Origin of the sequence: Pectobacterium peruviense (assembly GCF_002847345.1) — a bacterium.
GTDB classification, from domain to species: domain Bacteria; phylum Pseudomonadota; class Gammaproteobacteria; order Enterobacterales; family Enterobacteriaceae; genus Pectobacterium; species Pectobacterium peruviense.
Window position 1 is genome coordinate 208,456 of the sequence record NZ_LXFV01000013.1, and the last position, 15,505, is coordinate 223,960.

Here is a 15,505-nt window from a genome sequence, read left to right on the forward strand (position 1 = left end):
GTTATAGCTCGGCACCGTTGCTGGAGATCACCTTCTTATACCAGTCAAAGCTCTTTTTCTTCGAGCGATTGAACGTGCCGGTGCCGTCATCGTGTTTATCCACGTAGATGAAACCGTAGCGTTTGCTGTACTGGCCGGTGGTGAACGACACGCAGTCGATGCAGCCCCACGGGGTGTAGCCCATCAGCTCCACGCCATCCTCTACAACAGCTTTCTTCATCTGATCGATATGCGCTTTGAGGTACTCAATGCGGTAATCGTCATTAATGCTGCCATCGGCTTCCACCTTATCCACCGCACCAAAGCCGTTTTCGACAATGAACATCGGCTTCTGATAACGCTCGTAGAAGCTGTTCAGGGTATAGCGCAGGCCAACTGGGTCGATCTGCCAGCCCCATTCCGATGCTTTCACATGCGGGTTTTTCACGCCGCCGTCAAAACCTGCGATCGCGTCTTCCGTTTTCCGACCTTTCGCCGCCAGTTGCACCGCGTTGCTCATGTAGTAGCTGAAGCCCAGATAATCCGTGCAACCCTCGCGCAGCGTCTGTTCATCTTCCGGCTGCATATCAATCTGATAGCCTTTACGCGCCCACTCTTTCAGGATGTAAGACGGATAGTAACCACGCAGTTGCACATCACCGAACAGGTGGCGTTCACGCATAGCTTCCTGCGCAAACATCACGTCATCCGGGTGGCATGACCACGGATAGAGCGGCACCAGAGCCAGCATGCAGCCAATTTTGAAATCCGGATTAATCTCATGACCCAGCTTCACCACTTTCGCACTGGCAACAAACTGGTGGTGCAGCGTTTGGTACATCGCCTGCTCTGGCTTGTCGTGATCGGTAAAAATCACGCCGGAACAGCAATAGCCAAACAGCGGATACTGCCAGTTGCGCTGGTTATTGATCTCATTGAAGGTCATCCAGTATTTCACTTTAGATTGATAACGCTTCATGACCACTTCGCTGTAGCGAACAAAGAAATCCACCACTTTGCGGTTCAACCAGCCGCCGTACTGCTTCACCAGATGATGCGGCATCTCAAAGTGAGACAGCGTAATCACTGGCTCAATGTTGTATTTCAGCAGTTCATCGAACAGGTCGTCATAGAATTGCAGACCCGCTTCATTCGGTTCCAGCTCATCGCCATTGGGGAAAATACGCGTCCAGGCAATCGAGGTACGGAAGCATTTAAAGCCCATTTCGGCGAACAGGGCGATATCCTGCTTATAGTGGGAATAAAACTCCACCGCCTGATGGTTTGGATAACTGACACCAGGCTGTACGCCATCAGTAATCACACGATCAACGCCGTGCGCACCGCCGGACAGGACATCACAAATGCTGACGCCTTTGCCGCCTTGATCCCAACCACCTTCAACTTGATGCGCCGCTACCGCGCCGCCCCACAGAAAGTCTTTCGGTAATTGTTCAATAGACATCTCATTTCCTTCTCATTTCAAGTTTACATGTTGTTCATTTACAAACGGTTTCATTGATAGATTGTTTCAGGGAGGCGATTTCCCGATGCAGCTGAATCAGCTCCTCCACCAGCTCACGGCATAACATCGCGTTCATCAGGTGATCTTGTGCGTGAACCAGAATCAGATTGACCGGGATTTTTCCGCTGCCTTCATCAGCACCGATCAAAGCCGTCTGAATTTGATGGGCTTTGCGCGCCGCCACTGAAGCCATGTTCAGCAGTTCCTCAACTTTGTCCCAATCGTATTTTCTGGCAGCGCTCAACGCTTCCATCGAGCTTGAGCGCGCTTCTCCCGCATAGATAATCAGTTCCATTACCGTGGTTTCATCGAGCATCACTTACTGCCTCCTCTGCTGTACCCACTTCCTGTGTAATCAGCTGACGTTCATACATTTTGAAGAAGGGGTAATAGATTAAGGACGACACGATAATCAGTACCCCCACCAGCACCACCGCCCGCCAGTCCCATCCCGTAGACCAGGCAGCACCAATCGGCCCCGGCGTCGTCCAAGGTGCAAGAGAGATCACGCGGTGTACCAAATCGGTTTTTAACGCAATATAAGCAAGAGTGGCGTTCACCAACGGCGCGGTAATAAACGGAATAAACAACAGCGGGTTCATCACGACGGGTGAACCAAAAATCACTGGCTCGTTGATGTTGAACATACTCGGCACCACGGCCAGCTTGCCGATGGAGCGCAAATGGGCAGAACGGCTGCGCAGATAGAGAAAGACCAGCCCCATGGTCGCACCCGAGCCGCCCACCGTAATGAAGAATTGCCAGAAGGGTTCGATGAAGATTTTGGTGATCGGTGCACCTGTGTTAAACGCTTCCTGATTGATCCCTAAATTAGTCAGCCAGAACGCCTGCAAAATGCCGCCGACAATAACGGCACCGTGAATCCCGGCAAACCACAGCAGGTGACAGAGCAGCACCGCGATCAGGATGGCGGGGAGCGAGTCAGATGCTGAGATAATCGGCGCAAACATCGCCATAATCGCCTGCGGTAACAGCATGCCGAACTGGCTCTGCATAAACAGGCTAAGTGGGAACAGCGTCAGGAAGATGGCAAGGATCGGGATGAGTAAATCGAAGGATTGGCGAATTTTCGGCGGCACCTGTTCCGGCAGGCGAATGCCAATATTGCGCTTCTGCAAAAAATGCATCAGCTCCGTCGAATAGATGGCCACGATAATCGCGGTAAAAATCCCCTCGCCACCCAGCGACCCAACTGGCAGGCTTTTGTCGATTTGTGGCGCTGCAACGACCATAAACGACATCAGCGCCAGACTGGCCGCCATAAAACCGTTCATTTTATAGCTCTGTGCCAGGTTATAAGCGATGGCGCTGGTGATATACACCGCCATAATGCCCATCGTCATATTGTAGGGCATCATGATCTGTTCGCCGTGGCGTTCCACCATTCCCAGCCACCACTGTGCGAAAGCCCATTCACTATTCGGGCTAAAAGGCGGATGGGCGAATAACATCATAAAAGAACCGACAATTAAAAAAGGCATGGATGCAATGAATCCATCCTTAATTGCCACAACATGGCGTTGGCTGGAGAGCTTTGCTGCAATCGGACTAATACGGTTTTCGATAACGCTGAATAATGACTCGCTTAATTTACTCATTATTCCTCCCGTTACACTAATTGATCATCGCCAAGGCATCATTGAGGACTTTTTCCCCATTCATCATGCCGTAATCAACCATATTAATGACTGCAATTGGCTTCCCTTTTTCGTCGGCTATTGCTTTGAATTCAGGCAGTTTATATTTAATCTGCGGCCCCAACAGGCAGCAATCGTACTCATCAATCAGTTCATTAAACTCTTCAAAACCTACGGCTTTTATCTCAACAGCGATCGCATTTTTCTCGGCGACCTTTTCCATCCGCTGTACCAGCATGCTGGTAGACATTCCTGCTGCGCAACAGAGTAAAATCTTATTCATACTGCACCTCACCGTCCGTTTTCTTATTATTCAAGCAAGACATAAAATAATATGCAACCGGTTTCATATTGTTTTTACTGTTTTTTGAAGGCGATCATAAATAGCGCAATCGGGGAATATTTTTATCCCTACACTTGTTATTGGTGATAAAAAAGAAGGATTTTTCCCTATAATGACGACATCAGGCAGTACAGGAGAACGGGAAGTACGATGGTAACCATGCTCGATGTAGCGAAAAAAGCCGGTGTATCCAAGGCCACCGTATCACGCGTGCTGACAGGGAATAACTACGTCAGTAAAACCACTCGGGATCGGGTATTTCAGGCAATTGAAGAGATTGGCTACCGACCCAACCTGCTGGCGCGCCAACTCGCCACCAGCAAATCGCAAATTATTGGTTTGGTCGTGACCAATACGCTATACAGCGGCCCTTATTTCAGCGAATTGCTGTTCCAAACGGCAACCATGACGGAAAAATACGGACGGCAGCTCATCATGGCGGATGGCAAGCACAGCGCGGAAGAAGAACGGGAAGCGATCCAGTTCCTGCTCGATTTACGCTGCGATGCCGTCATTATCTATCCGCGCTTTCTGTCTATCGAGGCGCTGGAAAGTATTATCGAACAACATGAGCAGCCGATCATGGTCGTGAACCGCACACTGCATCAGCACGGTGATAACGGTATCTGCGCCGATCATCAGCAGCACTGCCATGATGCCGTCAATTACCTGATTACGCAGGGTCACCGTGATATCGCGTTTATCTGCGGATCGTCGAACTCCCCCACTGGCACAAGCCGATTGGCAGGTTACCGACAGGCGCTAGCGGACAACGGGATTCCCTATAATGACAGGTTAGTTGCGTCAGGTGACTGGACCCATGACAGTGGTTACACGGCGGCAAAAGCCCTGCTTGAGCGATCGACCACATTCAGCGCGCTGGTCGCCAGCAATGACGATATGGCGATCGGCGCGGCAAAAGCGCTGCGTGAACACGGCCTCGCGATTCCACAAGATGTCTCGCTACTGGGGTTCGACGATTTACCGATGGCCTCGTGGTTCTACCCACCGCTCACTACCGTGCATGTGCCTGTCGCCGAGATGATCAACTATACCCTCGAGAAACTGCTGTGTCGGCTGGAGGGGGAAACCGTCGTGCCTGCACCTGCCTTCAAAGGCGAGTTGATGATCCGCGATTCCGTCAGCAAAGGCCCCGCCGCCTAATCCCTCACCCATTCGGTGTGGTGTGATCCCACACGACACCGATTTGCGACACCATTCCGCTTTATGACGTTTTCGTGAATAGCCTAAAGACATACGGTTTCCCGCCGATAATTTATTTGTGACTTACATCACAAAAAATGACGAGTCGCGCAAGGGAATGACCCAAAAACAGAAAGGAAGACAATCGATTGATTATTTTATGAAAAAGGCGCCTATCGGCGCTTATATCCCAGGGGATATTATGCATATGTCTACAACACTGTTACCGGTTAACCACAGCAATCTACCGATTCACTCCTCACCAACAACGCTCAAAAAAAAGCTCAGCACACGTACGCTGATGTTACTCGCTGGCATCACCACCATCGCACTCGGTTTTATTGTCACTATCGGTCTGTTGATCTGGCAATCTGGTCAGCAACAAAAGGCCATCGCCCAGCAGTATCTTGAGCAAACGGCGTATACCAATAGCTACCTCATTCAGCAGAAGCTGGATGTCGCACTCCATGCGGCACGTAATCTGGTGCAAAGCGTTGTCAGCCTGCAAGAAGCGGGTAACGCCGACCGAAAAACCGCAGAGACGCTGCTGAAGAATGCGCTGAAGAGTCACCCTGATTTCCTTTCCATGTCGCTGGCATGGGAGCCTGATGCGTTTGACGGCAAAGATCGGGAGTACGCTAGCCAACCCGATCAGGACCCGCAAGGTCGCTTTGTCCGCTATGTCGACCGCGATACCGCTGGCAATGTTGCTCTGCATAATTTGGTGGATTATGAAACGCCCGGCAGCGGCGACTACTATCTGCTGCCGAAGAAGCTCCAGAAAGAAGTCATTCTGGAACCGTATAGCTACCCTTACAACGGCGTCGATGTACTACTGACCTCCATTGCCGTGCCTATCATCATCAACAACAAATTTTACGGCTCCGTTACCGCCGATTTTTCGCTAGATACGCTGCAACAGCTCACCAACAACATCAAACCCTATCAAGGCACGGGCTACGCGCAGCTGTTGTCACATACTGGCGCTTATATTTCTCATCCCGACAAAGCTCGGGTGACCAAAAAAATTGAAAACGATCCGACACTACTTGAGCATGTCACCACTGGTCAGCCCTATCAGATTGAACGTGACAATGCCGTGCTGAACACGCCGGCGTTTAACGTGTATGTGCCGGTCACCATCGGCAATACCGGTACGCCCTGGATGCTCGGCCTGTCCGCCCCCGTCAATGTGGTGATGGCGGAAACCGTACAGCAGCGCAACATGGCGCTACTGCTTATGGTGCTGAGTATCGTGGTGGTTTCCAGCGTGCTGGGTATTATCTTTAACCGCAAGGTTGCCCGTCCTATCGGTGGGGAGCCAGCTCAGGCCGCGCAGATCGCCCTGTCCGTTGCGCAAGGGAACTTAACGCAGACTATCCCCGTACAGCCGAAAGACGACAGCAGTATTTTTTACGCCATGAACGCCATGCAGACGCAGTTGAGAGATATCGCCGAGCAGTTGATTAGAACCAGCGAATCCGTCAGCCATGGTGCGACGGAAATTGCGGCAGGCAACATCGATTTGGCTTCTCGCACCGAACAACAGGCCGCGGCGCTGGAAGAAACTGCTGCCAGCATGGAACAGATTACGGCAACGGTGAAACAGAATGCGGATAACGCCCATAACGCGACAACACTGGCGCAGAATGCCGCGCACATCGCTCAGAAAGGCGACAAGATAGTCGGTCAGGTTGTTCACATCATGAGTGAGATCGACGACAGTTCGAAGAAGATTGCCGACATTACCAGCATCATCAGCAGCATCGCGTTCCAGACCAATATTCTGGCCCTCAACGCGGCGGTGGAAGCGGCCAGAGCGGGTGAACAAGGTCGTGGTTTCGCGGTTGTTGCCAACGAGGTGCGTAATCTCGCGCAGCGTAGCGCCAGTGCCGTAAAAGACATCACCGCGCTGATTACGGAGTCCGCCAGCCGCGTCAACAGCGGCGTCACACTGGTTCAGAGTGCAGGCTCAACCATGCAGGACATGCTGCATGCCGTAACCTCGGTAAAAGACATCATGGATGAGATCGTCTCCGCGTCGGATGAACAATCGCGCGGAATCAGTCAGGTCACGCAGGCCGTTCACGAGATGGACGGCGTCACCCAGCAGAACGCGGCATTAGTGCAGGAAGCGACCGCTGCCGCTGCGTCGCTGGAAGAACAGGCCAGACAGCTCGCGCAAACAGTACTGGTCTTCAAGCTCTCTTAATCAACGTATTTCACAACCAATAGCCCCTCACAGGTTGGCAACAGCCTGTGAGTTATTCCCAGCGCGGACAGCAATCCTCAAACGAATGTGACGTTGGCTTCAGTTAGACATGAATGAAACCAGTAGTATGCTAACCTTATGATCCCTTTGTCTGTGAGTGACTGCCTGTTCCTGCGCCAGCTCCCACGATAATAAAATCTACAGACCCGTAAGCTGCAAAGATAATATGAAACTCATAAGACTACCGCTACTGGCGCAAATATCATCGGCACATCTGGTGAGCCACTTCCATATGATGGTGCTGCCTGCACTCATTCCGCTGCTGTCAGCCCAGCGCGATATCAGCTTTGTCGAGCTCGGGTTTGCGCTCAGCGTATTCAACATTGTCTCTGCCTGCGTGCAGACGCCGATTGGTTTTATGGTGGACCGCATCGGCGCACGCCGCACGTTAACCGCGGGTTTAGCGCTTGGAAGCCTTTGTTTTCTTTCGCTAGGGTTTTCAGAAAGCTATACCTGGTTAATCGCTGCGATGGGGCTCGCTGGGGTGGCGAACGCGGTTTATCATCCGGCGGACTATGCCTTACTGTCGCGCGGAATTGATGAAAAACGCATGGGTCGCGCGTTCTCGGTGCATACGTTCTCCGGCTTTCTGGGCACGGCCATCGCCCCCGGAATTTTACTGTCCGTTGCCGCTTTTTCTGGTATCAGCAGCGCATTCATCATTTCTGGCATCATCGGTTTGCTGACGATCCCACTGCTTCTGACGGATCGTGATGAACCCAGCCGGTTGAAAGCGCAGGCGGCAACGAGTGCCCAGCCGGGCAAATCGCGCGCACCTGTTTTCACGTTGCCAATTTTGGCACTGCTGATTTTGTTCCTGTTGCTAAATTTAAGTACGGGCTCGATCCAGAATTTCTCGGTTACGGCGTTAGTCACAGGCTACGATTTGTCGCTTTCACAGGCTAACGTGGCGCTTACCGCCTTTTTGTTCGCTAGCGCCTTTGGCGTATTGGCTGGCGGTTCACTGGCAGATAAAACCAAACGCCACGGGCTAGTGGCGACAGCGGCGCTGGCTCTCACCGCCGTGCTGGTCAGTATCGTTGCCATGTATTCCTTACCGACCATCGTGCTAGTGCCTTTGCTAGCTGCCGCGGGCTTCCTCTCCGGTATGATCGCGCCGTCCCGGGATATGCTGGTACGTGCCGCCTCACCACCGGGAGCGGAAGGACGGGTGTTTGGTATTGTTTCCACGGGATTTAATCTGGGCGGAGCCGCGGGGCCAGTGCTGTTTGGTTGGATGCTGGATAACGGTCACCCTCGCGCCATTTTCTGGTCTGCCGTCATCTTTATGCTGATCACTGCTTTCATCACGCTGCTACAGGAAATGCGCAGCGCCAAACGCCGTGCGTTGGCCTGATAAAGCGTTTTCAACGTTGCAGCAAGCGGAACATTCATCATAAAAAAACGTAGGGAACGTTTTTCAACGTCGCTCGCGACGGCCCAAAGGGTGGCGGGCAGGAAGCTCGCCATAAAAAAGCCAGCTCCGCAGGGAGCTGGCTCAGATAACGATAACAACGTAGACCGAATCAGATATCGATGTTCATCGCTTTCAGGGCGTTCTCTTCGATAAACGCACGACGCGGTTCAACGGCATCACCCATCAGAGTCGTAAACAGCTCATCGGCAGCAATGGCGTCTTTCACCGTCACACGCAGCATGCGGCGGCTGGTTGGGTCCATCGTGGTTTCCCACAGCTGATCTGGGTTCATTTCACCCAGACCTTTATAACGCTGCACGGTCAGACCACGGCGGGACTCTTTCACCAGCCATTCCAGCGCCTGCTCAAAGCTGGCAACCGGTTGACGACGTTCACCACGCTCGATGTACGCATCTTCTTCAATCAAGCCACGTAGTTTTTCGCCCAGCTGATTCAGCTTGCGATATTCACCACCCGCCACAAAGCCCGCACCCAACGGATAATCGGTATCCACACCGTGCGTACGCACGCGCAGTGCCGGTTCAAATACGCCGCGCTCTTCATCGTGGTGAACCACAAAGCTGTAGGTGCTGCCGTGCACTTCGTTTGCGTTCAGGCTGCTAACCAGCGATTCCGCCCACGCCTGCACTTTTTCACGCTCACCCAAATCAGCTTCAAACAACGTAGGCTGATAGATCAGACAGTTTAAAAACGCACGCGGGAAGCGACGTCCCATACGACCAATCAGCTTCTGCACAGCGTAATGTTCAGAAACCAGTTTCTCCAGCGGTTCACCCGCCAGCGCTGGTGCCTGTGCATTGGTGTGCAGCGTCGCGCCGTCCAGTGCCAGCATAATCTGGTACTGATCCATCGCTTCATCATCTTTGATGTACTGTTCCTGCTTGCCTTTTTTCACCTTGTATAGCGGCGGCTGCGCGATATAAACGTGGCCACGCTCAACAATTTCAGGCAGTTGACGATAGAAGAAGGTCAATAGCAGAGTACGGATGTGCGAACCATCGACGTCAGCATCGGTCATGATGATGATGCTGTGATAACGAAGTTTGTCTGGGTTGTACTCATCACGGCCAATGCCGCAGCCCAGCGCGGTGATCAGCGTCGCCACTTCCTGCGAGGAAAGCATCTTGTCAAAACGCGCCTTCTCAACGTTCAGGATTTTACCCTTCAGCGGCAGAATCGCCTGGTTCTTACGGTTACGTCCCTGCTTAGCAGAGCCGCCCGCTGAGTCCCCTTCCACCAGGTACAGTTCAGACAGCGCCGGGTCGCGTTCCTGACAGTCCGCCAGTTTACCCGGCAAACCAGCCAGATCGAGCGCACCTTTACGACGCGTCATGTCACGCGCTTTACGCGCCGCTTCACGGGCACGTGCAGCATCAATAATTTTACCGACCACGATTTTGGCGTCTGACGGATTCTCCATCAGGTAATCCACCAGCTTTTCGTTCACCAGCGATTCGACAGCGGTTTTTACTTCAGAAGAAACCAACTTGTCCTTGGTCTGTGAGGAGAACTTCGGATCAGGTACTTTCACGGAAACTACGGCAATCAGCCCTTCACGCGCATCATCACCGGTCGCGCTGATTTTGGATTTCTTACTGTAGCCTTCTTTATCCATGTAAGTATTCAGCGTACGGGTCATCGCGGCACGGAAGCCGGCCAAGTGTGTACCACCGTCACGCTGCGGAATGTTGTTGGTAAAGCAGTAAATGTTTTCCTGGAAACCATCGTTCCACTGCAACGCCACTTCCACGCCGATGTCATCTTTCATCGTCGAGAAATAAAACACGTTCGGGTGGATTGGCGTCTTGTTGCGGTTCAGGTAATCAACGAACGCCTTGATACCGCCATCATAATGGTAATGATCGGCTTTATCTTTCTCGCGCTCGTCGATCAAGCGGATAGAAACACCTGAGTTCAGGAACGACAGCTCGCGCAGACGCTTGGCCAGAATTTCATACTCGAATTCCACCACGTTGGTGAACGTCTCGTGGCTCGGCCAGAAACGCACCGTCGTACCGGTTCTGTTGGTTTCACCCGTGACCGCCAGCGGAGCCTGCGCCACGCCGTGTTTATAGGTCTGTTCGTGAAGTTTCCCTTCGCGGTGGATAACCAGCTTCAGTTTTTCCGACAGGGCGTTAACCACGGAAACCCCTACGCCGTGCAGGCCGCCGGAGACTTTATACGAGTTATCATCGAACTTACCGCCCGCATGCAGCACAGTCATGATGACTTCAGCAGCGGAGATCCCTTCTTCTTCATGAATGCCGGTTGGAATACCACGGCCATCATCCTGCACCGACACCGAGTTATCGGCATGGATGGTGATGATAATGTCTTTACAATAGCCAGCGAGTGCTTCGTCGATAGCGTTGTCCACAACCTCGAATACCATGTGATGCAGGCCGGTACCGTCGTCCGTATCGCCGATATACATACCTGGGCGTTTACGTACCGCATCCAGCCCTTTCAATACCTTGATACTTGAGGAGTCATAAGAATTCGACATCAACGTTTCTCGCTCATTTTAGTCCTGTGATTGAACCGTTATTTTACCCTGTTCCACGCGGAACATCTTGCCCTTTTCACCAATCATGTCCTCTATCTGCTCAGCGCTAACCGCACTGACAAATACCTGTGCATGGGTGGCTTTTAACCGTTCAGCCAGCAAACGGCGGCGGGTACTATCCAGTTCGGAAGCAAAATCATCGATCAGATACAGGCAGCGTAGCCCATTCTGACGGGTGAGAAATTCACCCTGAACCAACCTCAGCGCACACATCAGCAGCTTGAGTTGGCCACGGGACAGCATATCCTCAACTGCCACGCCGCTGGCGCGGATGCGGAAGTCGGCTTTATGCGGCCCCAGCGCCGTATAACCTAACATACGGTCGCGTTCGAACTGCCGTTCCAGCAGTTCTGCATACTCACTTTCTTTATCCCAGCCACGCTGGAAAGAGAAACTGAGAGAAAATTCAGGTAAAAATTGCGTACAGGTCGCGGCGATATCATTCGCAATCGCGGCGCTGTATTGCGCACGCCACTCGCTGATACGTTCAGCCAGCGGCACCAACTCTTGATCCCAGGCTCTAAGCTGCCCGTAATGGCTCACCTGACGCAGCGCCGCATTTCGCTGGCGCAGCAGGCGTTTCATGTTGCTCCAAGCGACAAGAAAACCAGGTTCATGATGGAAACAACCCCAATCAAGAAAGGCACGCCGAAATTTCGGTCCACCGTTGAGCAGGGTAAATCCCTCAGGAGTGATCAGCTGTATTGGTAACAGTTGCGCCAACTCAGCGACTTTATGGCCGTCGCTGCCGTCAATCCGCACCTTACTGTCGCCCTGACGGTTTTTGCTTAACCCAACCGAGCGCTCTGTTTCCGTGCCGTCAATCCGACCATGCAACACAAATTCCGGTTGGTCGTGACGAATCACCCGCCCAGTTTGGATGCTACGAAACGCCCGCCCGTGCCCTAGCGTATAAATCGCTTCCAGCACGCTGGTTTTACCGCTGCCGTTGGCGCCGACCAAAAAATTAAAGCCGGGAACTAGCGCCAAATCGGCCGCTTCGATATTGCGGAAATCTTTAATGAGAAGACGAGTGAGGGCCATGTTGCAGATATCTTATATGGGAGGGCGTTATTGTCGCAGGCCAGTTGCGTGCGGCCAGCGCACAGCAACCGGAGCGTACACAGAGTACGTGAGGATTGCGAGCACTGCCCAATCGCAAATGGGCAAGTAAAATAGCCCGATAATTCTACAACCGCATTGGCATGACAACATAGGCCGCCGCCCGGCTGGCGCTATCTTCAATCTGCACGCTGGAAACGGAATCAGTCAGCAGTAAACGCACACCTTCGCACTTCAGCGCGTTCAGCACATCCAATACGTAGCTGACGTTAAAGCCGATTTCCATCTCGGTGCCGTCATACTGCACATCCAGAATCTCTTCCGCTTCTTCCTGCTCTGGGTTGTTAGCCGTAATTTTGAGCTGATTTTGAATCAGATGCAGACGCACACCGCGGAATTTTTCATTCGACAAAATCGCCGCACGGGAGAAAGCCTGTTTAAGCAAGTCACAGCTCGCTTCCAGCGTTTTATCTGGGTTCTTCGGCAATACGCGGCGATAATCAGGGAAACGACCGTCTACCAGCTTCGATGTGAAGATAAAATCACCGACATGCGCACGGATGTTGTTACTGCCGATTTGAAGCTGCAGCGGCGTATCGCCACCATCCAGCAGACGCACCAGCTCCATCACACCTTTACGCGGCACGATCACCGAATGTGAGGGTAAAGATTGTCCAACCGGCATCGAACAGACCGCCAGACGGTGACCATCGGTCGCGACCGTGCGCAGCTCTTCACCTTCGGTTTCAAACAACATACCGTTGAGGTAGTAACGAACGTCCTGATGCGCCATCGAAAACTGCGTCGCTTCAATCAAACGCTTCATCGTCGCCTGCGGCAAGGAGAATTCAACGTCGCTCTGCCAGTCGTCGAGGTTAGGGAAATCCGCTGCGGGTAACGTGGACAGCGAAAAACGGCTGCGGCCAGAACGCACTAGCATGCGATCGCCATCCAGCATGATGGTGATTTCCGCGCCTTCCGGCAGACCCCGGCAAATATCAAACAGTTTACGGGCAGGGACGGTCGTGGCACCCGGCTCATGCGGCTGCGTCAGCGCCACTTTCGCCACCATCTCCATTTCCAGATCGGTACCAGTCAGCGACAGCGCGCCTTCCGTTACCTGAATCAGCAGGTTGCCCAGAATCGGTAAAGTCGGTCGGCCGCCCAGCGGGCTGCTGACCTGTTGTAATGGCTTTAACAGACGTTCGCGTTCAACAATAAATTTCATAGTGTTATGACGATAGAGTTCTGATTAAATTGGAAAAATCTTCTTTGATGTCGTGGCTTTCTTCACGCAACTGCTCAATCTTGCGGCAGGCATGCAACACCGTCGTATGATCACGCCCGCCAAAGGCATCGCCGATTTCCGGCAGGCTGTGATTCGTCAGTTCTTTCGCCAACGCCATCGCCATCTGGCGCGGACGCGCCACCGAGCGGGAACGACGTTTAGACAGCAGGTCGGCTACCTTTATTTTATAGTATTCCGCCACAGTCTTTTGAATATTGTCGATAGTAACCAGTTTTTCCTGCAACGCTAGCAGATCGCGCAGCGCCTCACGCACAAAATCAATGGTGATCGAGCGGCCAGTAAAATTGGCATTCGCGATAACGCGGTTCAGTGCGCCTTCCAACTCACGCACGTTAGAACGCAGGCGTTTGGCAATAAAGAATGCGACTTCACCAGGCAGGCGAATGTCATTTTCATCTGCCTTTTTCATCAGAATCGCCACGCGGGTTTCCAGCTCTGGCGGTTCAATCGCGACCGTTAATCCCCAACCGAATCGGGATTTCAGGCGATCTTCCACACCGTTGATCTCTTTCGGGTAGCGGTCAGACGTCAGAATGATTTGCTGGTTGCCTTCCAGCAGCGCGTTAAAGGTATGAAAGAACTCTTCCTGCGAACGCTCTTTATTAGCAAAGAATTGAATATCATCGATCAGCAGTGCATCAACAGAACGGTAGTAGCGTTTGAACTCTTCAATCGCATTGTTCTGCAACGCCTTCACCATATCTTGCACGAAACGCTCGGAGTGCATGTAGACCACCTTCGCGTTAGGTTTACGGGCAATGATGCCGTTCCCCACTGCGTGCAACAGGTGCGTTTTACCCAAGCCAGTGCCGCCATAAAGAAACAGCGGGTTATAGGCGCCGCCTGGGTTGTCAGCCACCTGACGTGCCGCTGCGCGGGCTAACTGGTTCGATTTACCCTCAACGAAGTTATCAAACGTATGCTTCGGGTTCACATTGGAACGATAGGTATGCTCTGCCTGTACCGGCGAGTTATCCCAACTTGGGCGCACCGGTGCCGCGCGTACTGGCTGTTGTCGTGCAACGCTAACAGGATTATGGTGCGACTGCGCGGGCTGGCTTATGGCCTGAACCAGCGGTTTGCTCCCCACTTCAAAACGCAGTAAAGGGGCATCCATCCCGCAGAAATCATTCAGCAGGACATTGATATTATTTAGGTATTTATCACGAACCCAATCCAGCACAAAGCGGTTGGGAGCGTAGAGCGCCAGAGTGTTATCACTCAGCTCCGCCTGCAACGGGCGTATCCACATACTGAATTCTGTGGCAGGTAACTCATCCTGCAAACGGGCAAGACACTGCTGCCAAAGCGAAAGTGACACGGCGGACTCCACTCGAACAAGAACGATCAAAAAGAAAAGAATAAGACGTTATTTATGTGACTCATGATTTTTTGGCGCCTGCGTCATACACGATTGTTTCATTCACAATTCAGACAGCAGACACACCACGTAGCGCGGCGGTTTACTCCGACGATCCCGTCAAAAGGATCGCTAACGGAACCGCGGATCATAACCTAATCCGCCAAAGAGATCTTCCCCTTCTGTACAGTTTCGATCCTTTTTATCCACAGGCTATTCTTATCGTGACTCCCTGCAACACGGCAGAGGGGCGGCTAGCGCACATTTTACCCACCCTATATGAAGCGCACCCAAGCATACCCTCGGAGACACGATCGTTACGGTGACATCGATCATGATCTTGCGGGACAGATCGTTGAAGGATCCTTGCGCTTTGCAATAGAGTCCGTATAATTCCCTGCCCGCGCGTCTACGCCTTTTCTGTGCTCTGCCAGGCAGAAATACCAAAAATAATGGGAATAGCTGGCGTGTTAAGTGTGATGTTAATTGACTCAGGACTGTACAATTATTACAATCCTGCCTCTTTCCGTTATATAGCTGTGATATGCGATTGAGGCGTCGGTCATCTTCACGCCGAACAGCCAAACGCGTTTACTGTAAAGTTATAATTATCCAAGTTTAGGTAGAAATCGCCATGAAACGCACTTTCCAACCGTCCGTATTGAAGCGTAACCGTAGCCATGGTTTCCGTGCTCGTATGGCCACCAAAAATGGTCGTCAAGTTCTGGCCCGCCGTCGTGCGAAAGGCCGTACTCGTCTGTCTGTTTCTAAGTAACAAAAGCTAACCCAC

The 15,505-nt window shown here is 52.4% G+C and carries 12 protein-coding genes; 4 read left to right on the forward strand and 8 right to left on the reverse strand.

Annotated elements, in window-relative coordinates; translation table 11 throughout:
* Position 1: 1 nt before the first annotated feature.
* The 4 genes from A0G03_RS12070 to A0G03_RS12085 are packed head-to-tail and all read right to left on the reverse strand — an operon-like array spanning position 2 to position 3,445.
* A complete protein-coding gene (locus tag A0G03_RS12070) occupies positions 2–1,444 on the reverse strand; it encodes a 6-phospho-beta-glucosidase (RefSeq protein ID WP_048263317.1) in 1,443 nt (480 codons plus the stop codon).
* Positions 1,445–1,478: 34 nt separating this feature from the next.
* On the reverse strand, positions 1,479–1,820 hold the full coding sequence (locus A0G03_RS12075; RefSeq protein WP_048263320.1) for a PTS lactose/cellobiose transporter subunit IIA: 342 nt from the start codon (positions 1,818–1,820) through the stop codon (positions 1,479–1,481).
* Positions 1,810–3,123 carry a PTS sugar transporter subunit IIC gene (locus tag A0G03_RS12080; RefSeq protein WP_048263323.1) on the reverse strand — a complete coding sequence of 438 codons (1,314 nt, stop codon included), beginning with the start codon at positions 3,121–3,123 and terminating at the stop codon, positions 1,810–1,812. The genes A0G03_RS12075 and A0G03_RS12080 overlap by 11 nt, the downstream gene beginning before the upstream one ends.
* A 16-nt stretch (positions 3,124–3,139) precedes the next feature.
* Positions 3,140–3,445, reverse strand: coding sequence for a PTS sugar transporter subunit IIB (locus tag A0G03_RS12085; protein ID WP_048263327.1), 306 nt, complete (start codon positions 3,443–3,445; stop codon positions 3,140–3,142).
* A gap of 210 nt (positions 3,446–3,655) precedes the next feature.
* Here A0G03_RS12085 and A0G03_RS12090 point away from each other — a divergent pair, with 210 nt between their 5' ends.
* From A0G03_RS12090 to A0G03_RS12100, 3 genes are all read left to right on the forward strand, one after another.
* Positions 3,656–4,669, forward strand: a complete 1,014-nt coding sequence (locus A0G03_RS12090; protein WP_048263330.1) for a LacI family DNA-binding transcriptional regulator — start codon at positions 3,656–3,658, stop codon at positions 4,667–4,669.
* Positions 4,670–4,916: 247 nt separating this feature from the next.
* Positions 4,917–6,920 (forward strand): methyl-accepting chemotaxis protein, encoded by a 2,004-nt coding sequence (locus tag A0G03_RS12095; RefSeq protein ID WP_048263418.1) that lies wholly within the window; start codon positions 4,917–4,919, stop codon positions 6,918–6,920.
* A 226-nt stretch (positions 6,921–7,146) separates the two neighbouring features.
* Entirely contained in the window at positions 7,147–8,337 is a 1,191-nt protein-coding gene (locus A0G03_RS12100) for an MFS transporter (protein WP_048263331.1), read from the forward strand.
* Positions 8,338–8,506: 169 nt separating this feature from the next.
* Here the strand turns inward: A0G03_RS12100 and gyrB are convergent, their stop codons facing one another.
* From gyrB to dnaA, 4 genes are all read right to left on the reverse strand, one after another.
* Entirely contained in the window at positions 8,507–10,924 is a 2,418-nt protein-coding gene (gene gyrB / locus A0G03_RS12105; protein ID WP_048263335.1) for a DNA topoisomerase (ATP-hydrolyzing) subunit B, read from the reverse strand.
* Between the two features lie 18 nt (positions 10,925–10,942).
* The gene (gene recF, locus A0G03_RS12110) at positions 10,943–12,028 is read right to left on the reverse strand and encodes a DNA replication/repair protein RecF (RefSeq protein ID WP_048263337.1); all 1,086 of its coding nucleotides are present in this window, start codon (positions 12,026–12,028) and stop codon (positions 10,943–10,945) included.
* Between the two features lie 145 nt (positions 12,029–12,173).
* The gene (gene dnaN / locus A0G03_RS12115; RefSeq protein WP_039307574.1) at positions 12,174–13,274 is read right to left on the reverse strand and encodes a DNA polymerase III subunit beta; all 1,101 of its coding nucleotides are present in this window, start codon (positions 13,272–13,274) and stop codon (positions 12,174–12,176) included.
* Positions 13,275–13,278: 4 nt separating this feature from the next.
* A complete protein-coding gene (gene dnaA, locus A0G03_RS12120) occupies positions 13,279–14,676 on the reverse strand; it encodes a chromosomal replication initiator protein DnaA (protein WP_048263340.1) in 1,398 nt (465 codons plus the stop codon).
* Positions 14,677–15,349: 673 nt separating this feature from the next.
* On the opposite strand from dnaA, the gene rpmH reads away from it, so the two are divergent.
* Positions 15,350–15,490, forward strand: a complete 141-nt coding sequence (rpmH, locus tag A0G03_RS12125; protein WP_005976668.1) for a 50S ribosomal protein L34 — start codon at positions 15,350–15,352, stop codon at positions 15,488–15,490.
* The last annotated feature ends 15 nt before the right edge of the window (positions 15,491–15,505 follow it).

Bases quoted from the DNA above. Each gene is read 5' to 3' on its own strand.
- dnaN (WP_039307574.1), bottom strand. From the start codon at position 13,274: ATGAAATTTATTGTTGAACGCGAACGTCTGTTAAAGCCATTACAACAG.
- A0G03_RS12070 (WP_048263317.1), bottom strand. From the start codon at position 1,444: ATGTCTATTGAACAATTACCGAAAGACTTTCTGTGGGGCGGCGCGGTA.
- A0G03_RS12095 (WP_048263418.1), top strand. From the start codon at position 4,917: ATGTCTACAACACTGTTACCGGTTAACCACAGCAATCTACCGATTCAC.
- recF (WP_048263337.1), bottom strand. From the start codon at position 12,028: ATGGCCCTCACTCGTCTTCTCATTAAAGATTTCCGCAATATCGAAGCG.
- A0G03_RS12100 (WP_048263331.1), top strand. From the start codon at position 7,147: ATGAAACTCATAAGACTACCGCTACTGGCGCAAATATCATCGGCACAT.
- A0G03_RS12090 (WP_048263330.1), top strand. From the start codon at position 3,656: ATGGTAACCATGCTCGATGTAGCGAAAAAAGCCGGTGTATCCAAGGCC.
- rpmH (WP_005976668.1), top strand. From the start codon at position 15,350: ATGAAACGCACTTTCCAACCGTCCGTATTGAAGCGTAACCGTAGCCAT.
- A0G03_RS12085 (WP_048263327.1), bottom strand. From the start codon at position 3,445: ATGAATAAGATTTTACTCTGTTGCGCAGCAGGAATGTCTACCAGCATG.
- A0G03_RS12080 (WP_048263323.1), bottom strand. From the start codon at position 3,123: ATGAGTAAATTAAGCGAGTCATTATTCAGCGTTATCGAAAACCGTATT.
- A0G03_RS12075 (WP_048263320.1), bottom strand. From the start codon at position 1,820: ATGCTCGATGAAACCACGGTAATGGAACTGATTATCTATGCGGGAGAA.
- gyrB (WP_048263335.1), bottom strand. From the start codon at position 10,924: ATGTCGAATTCTTATGACTCCTCAAGTATCAAGGTATTGAAAGGGCTG.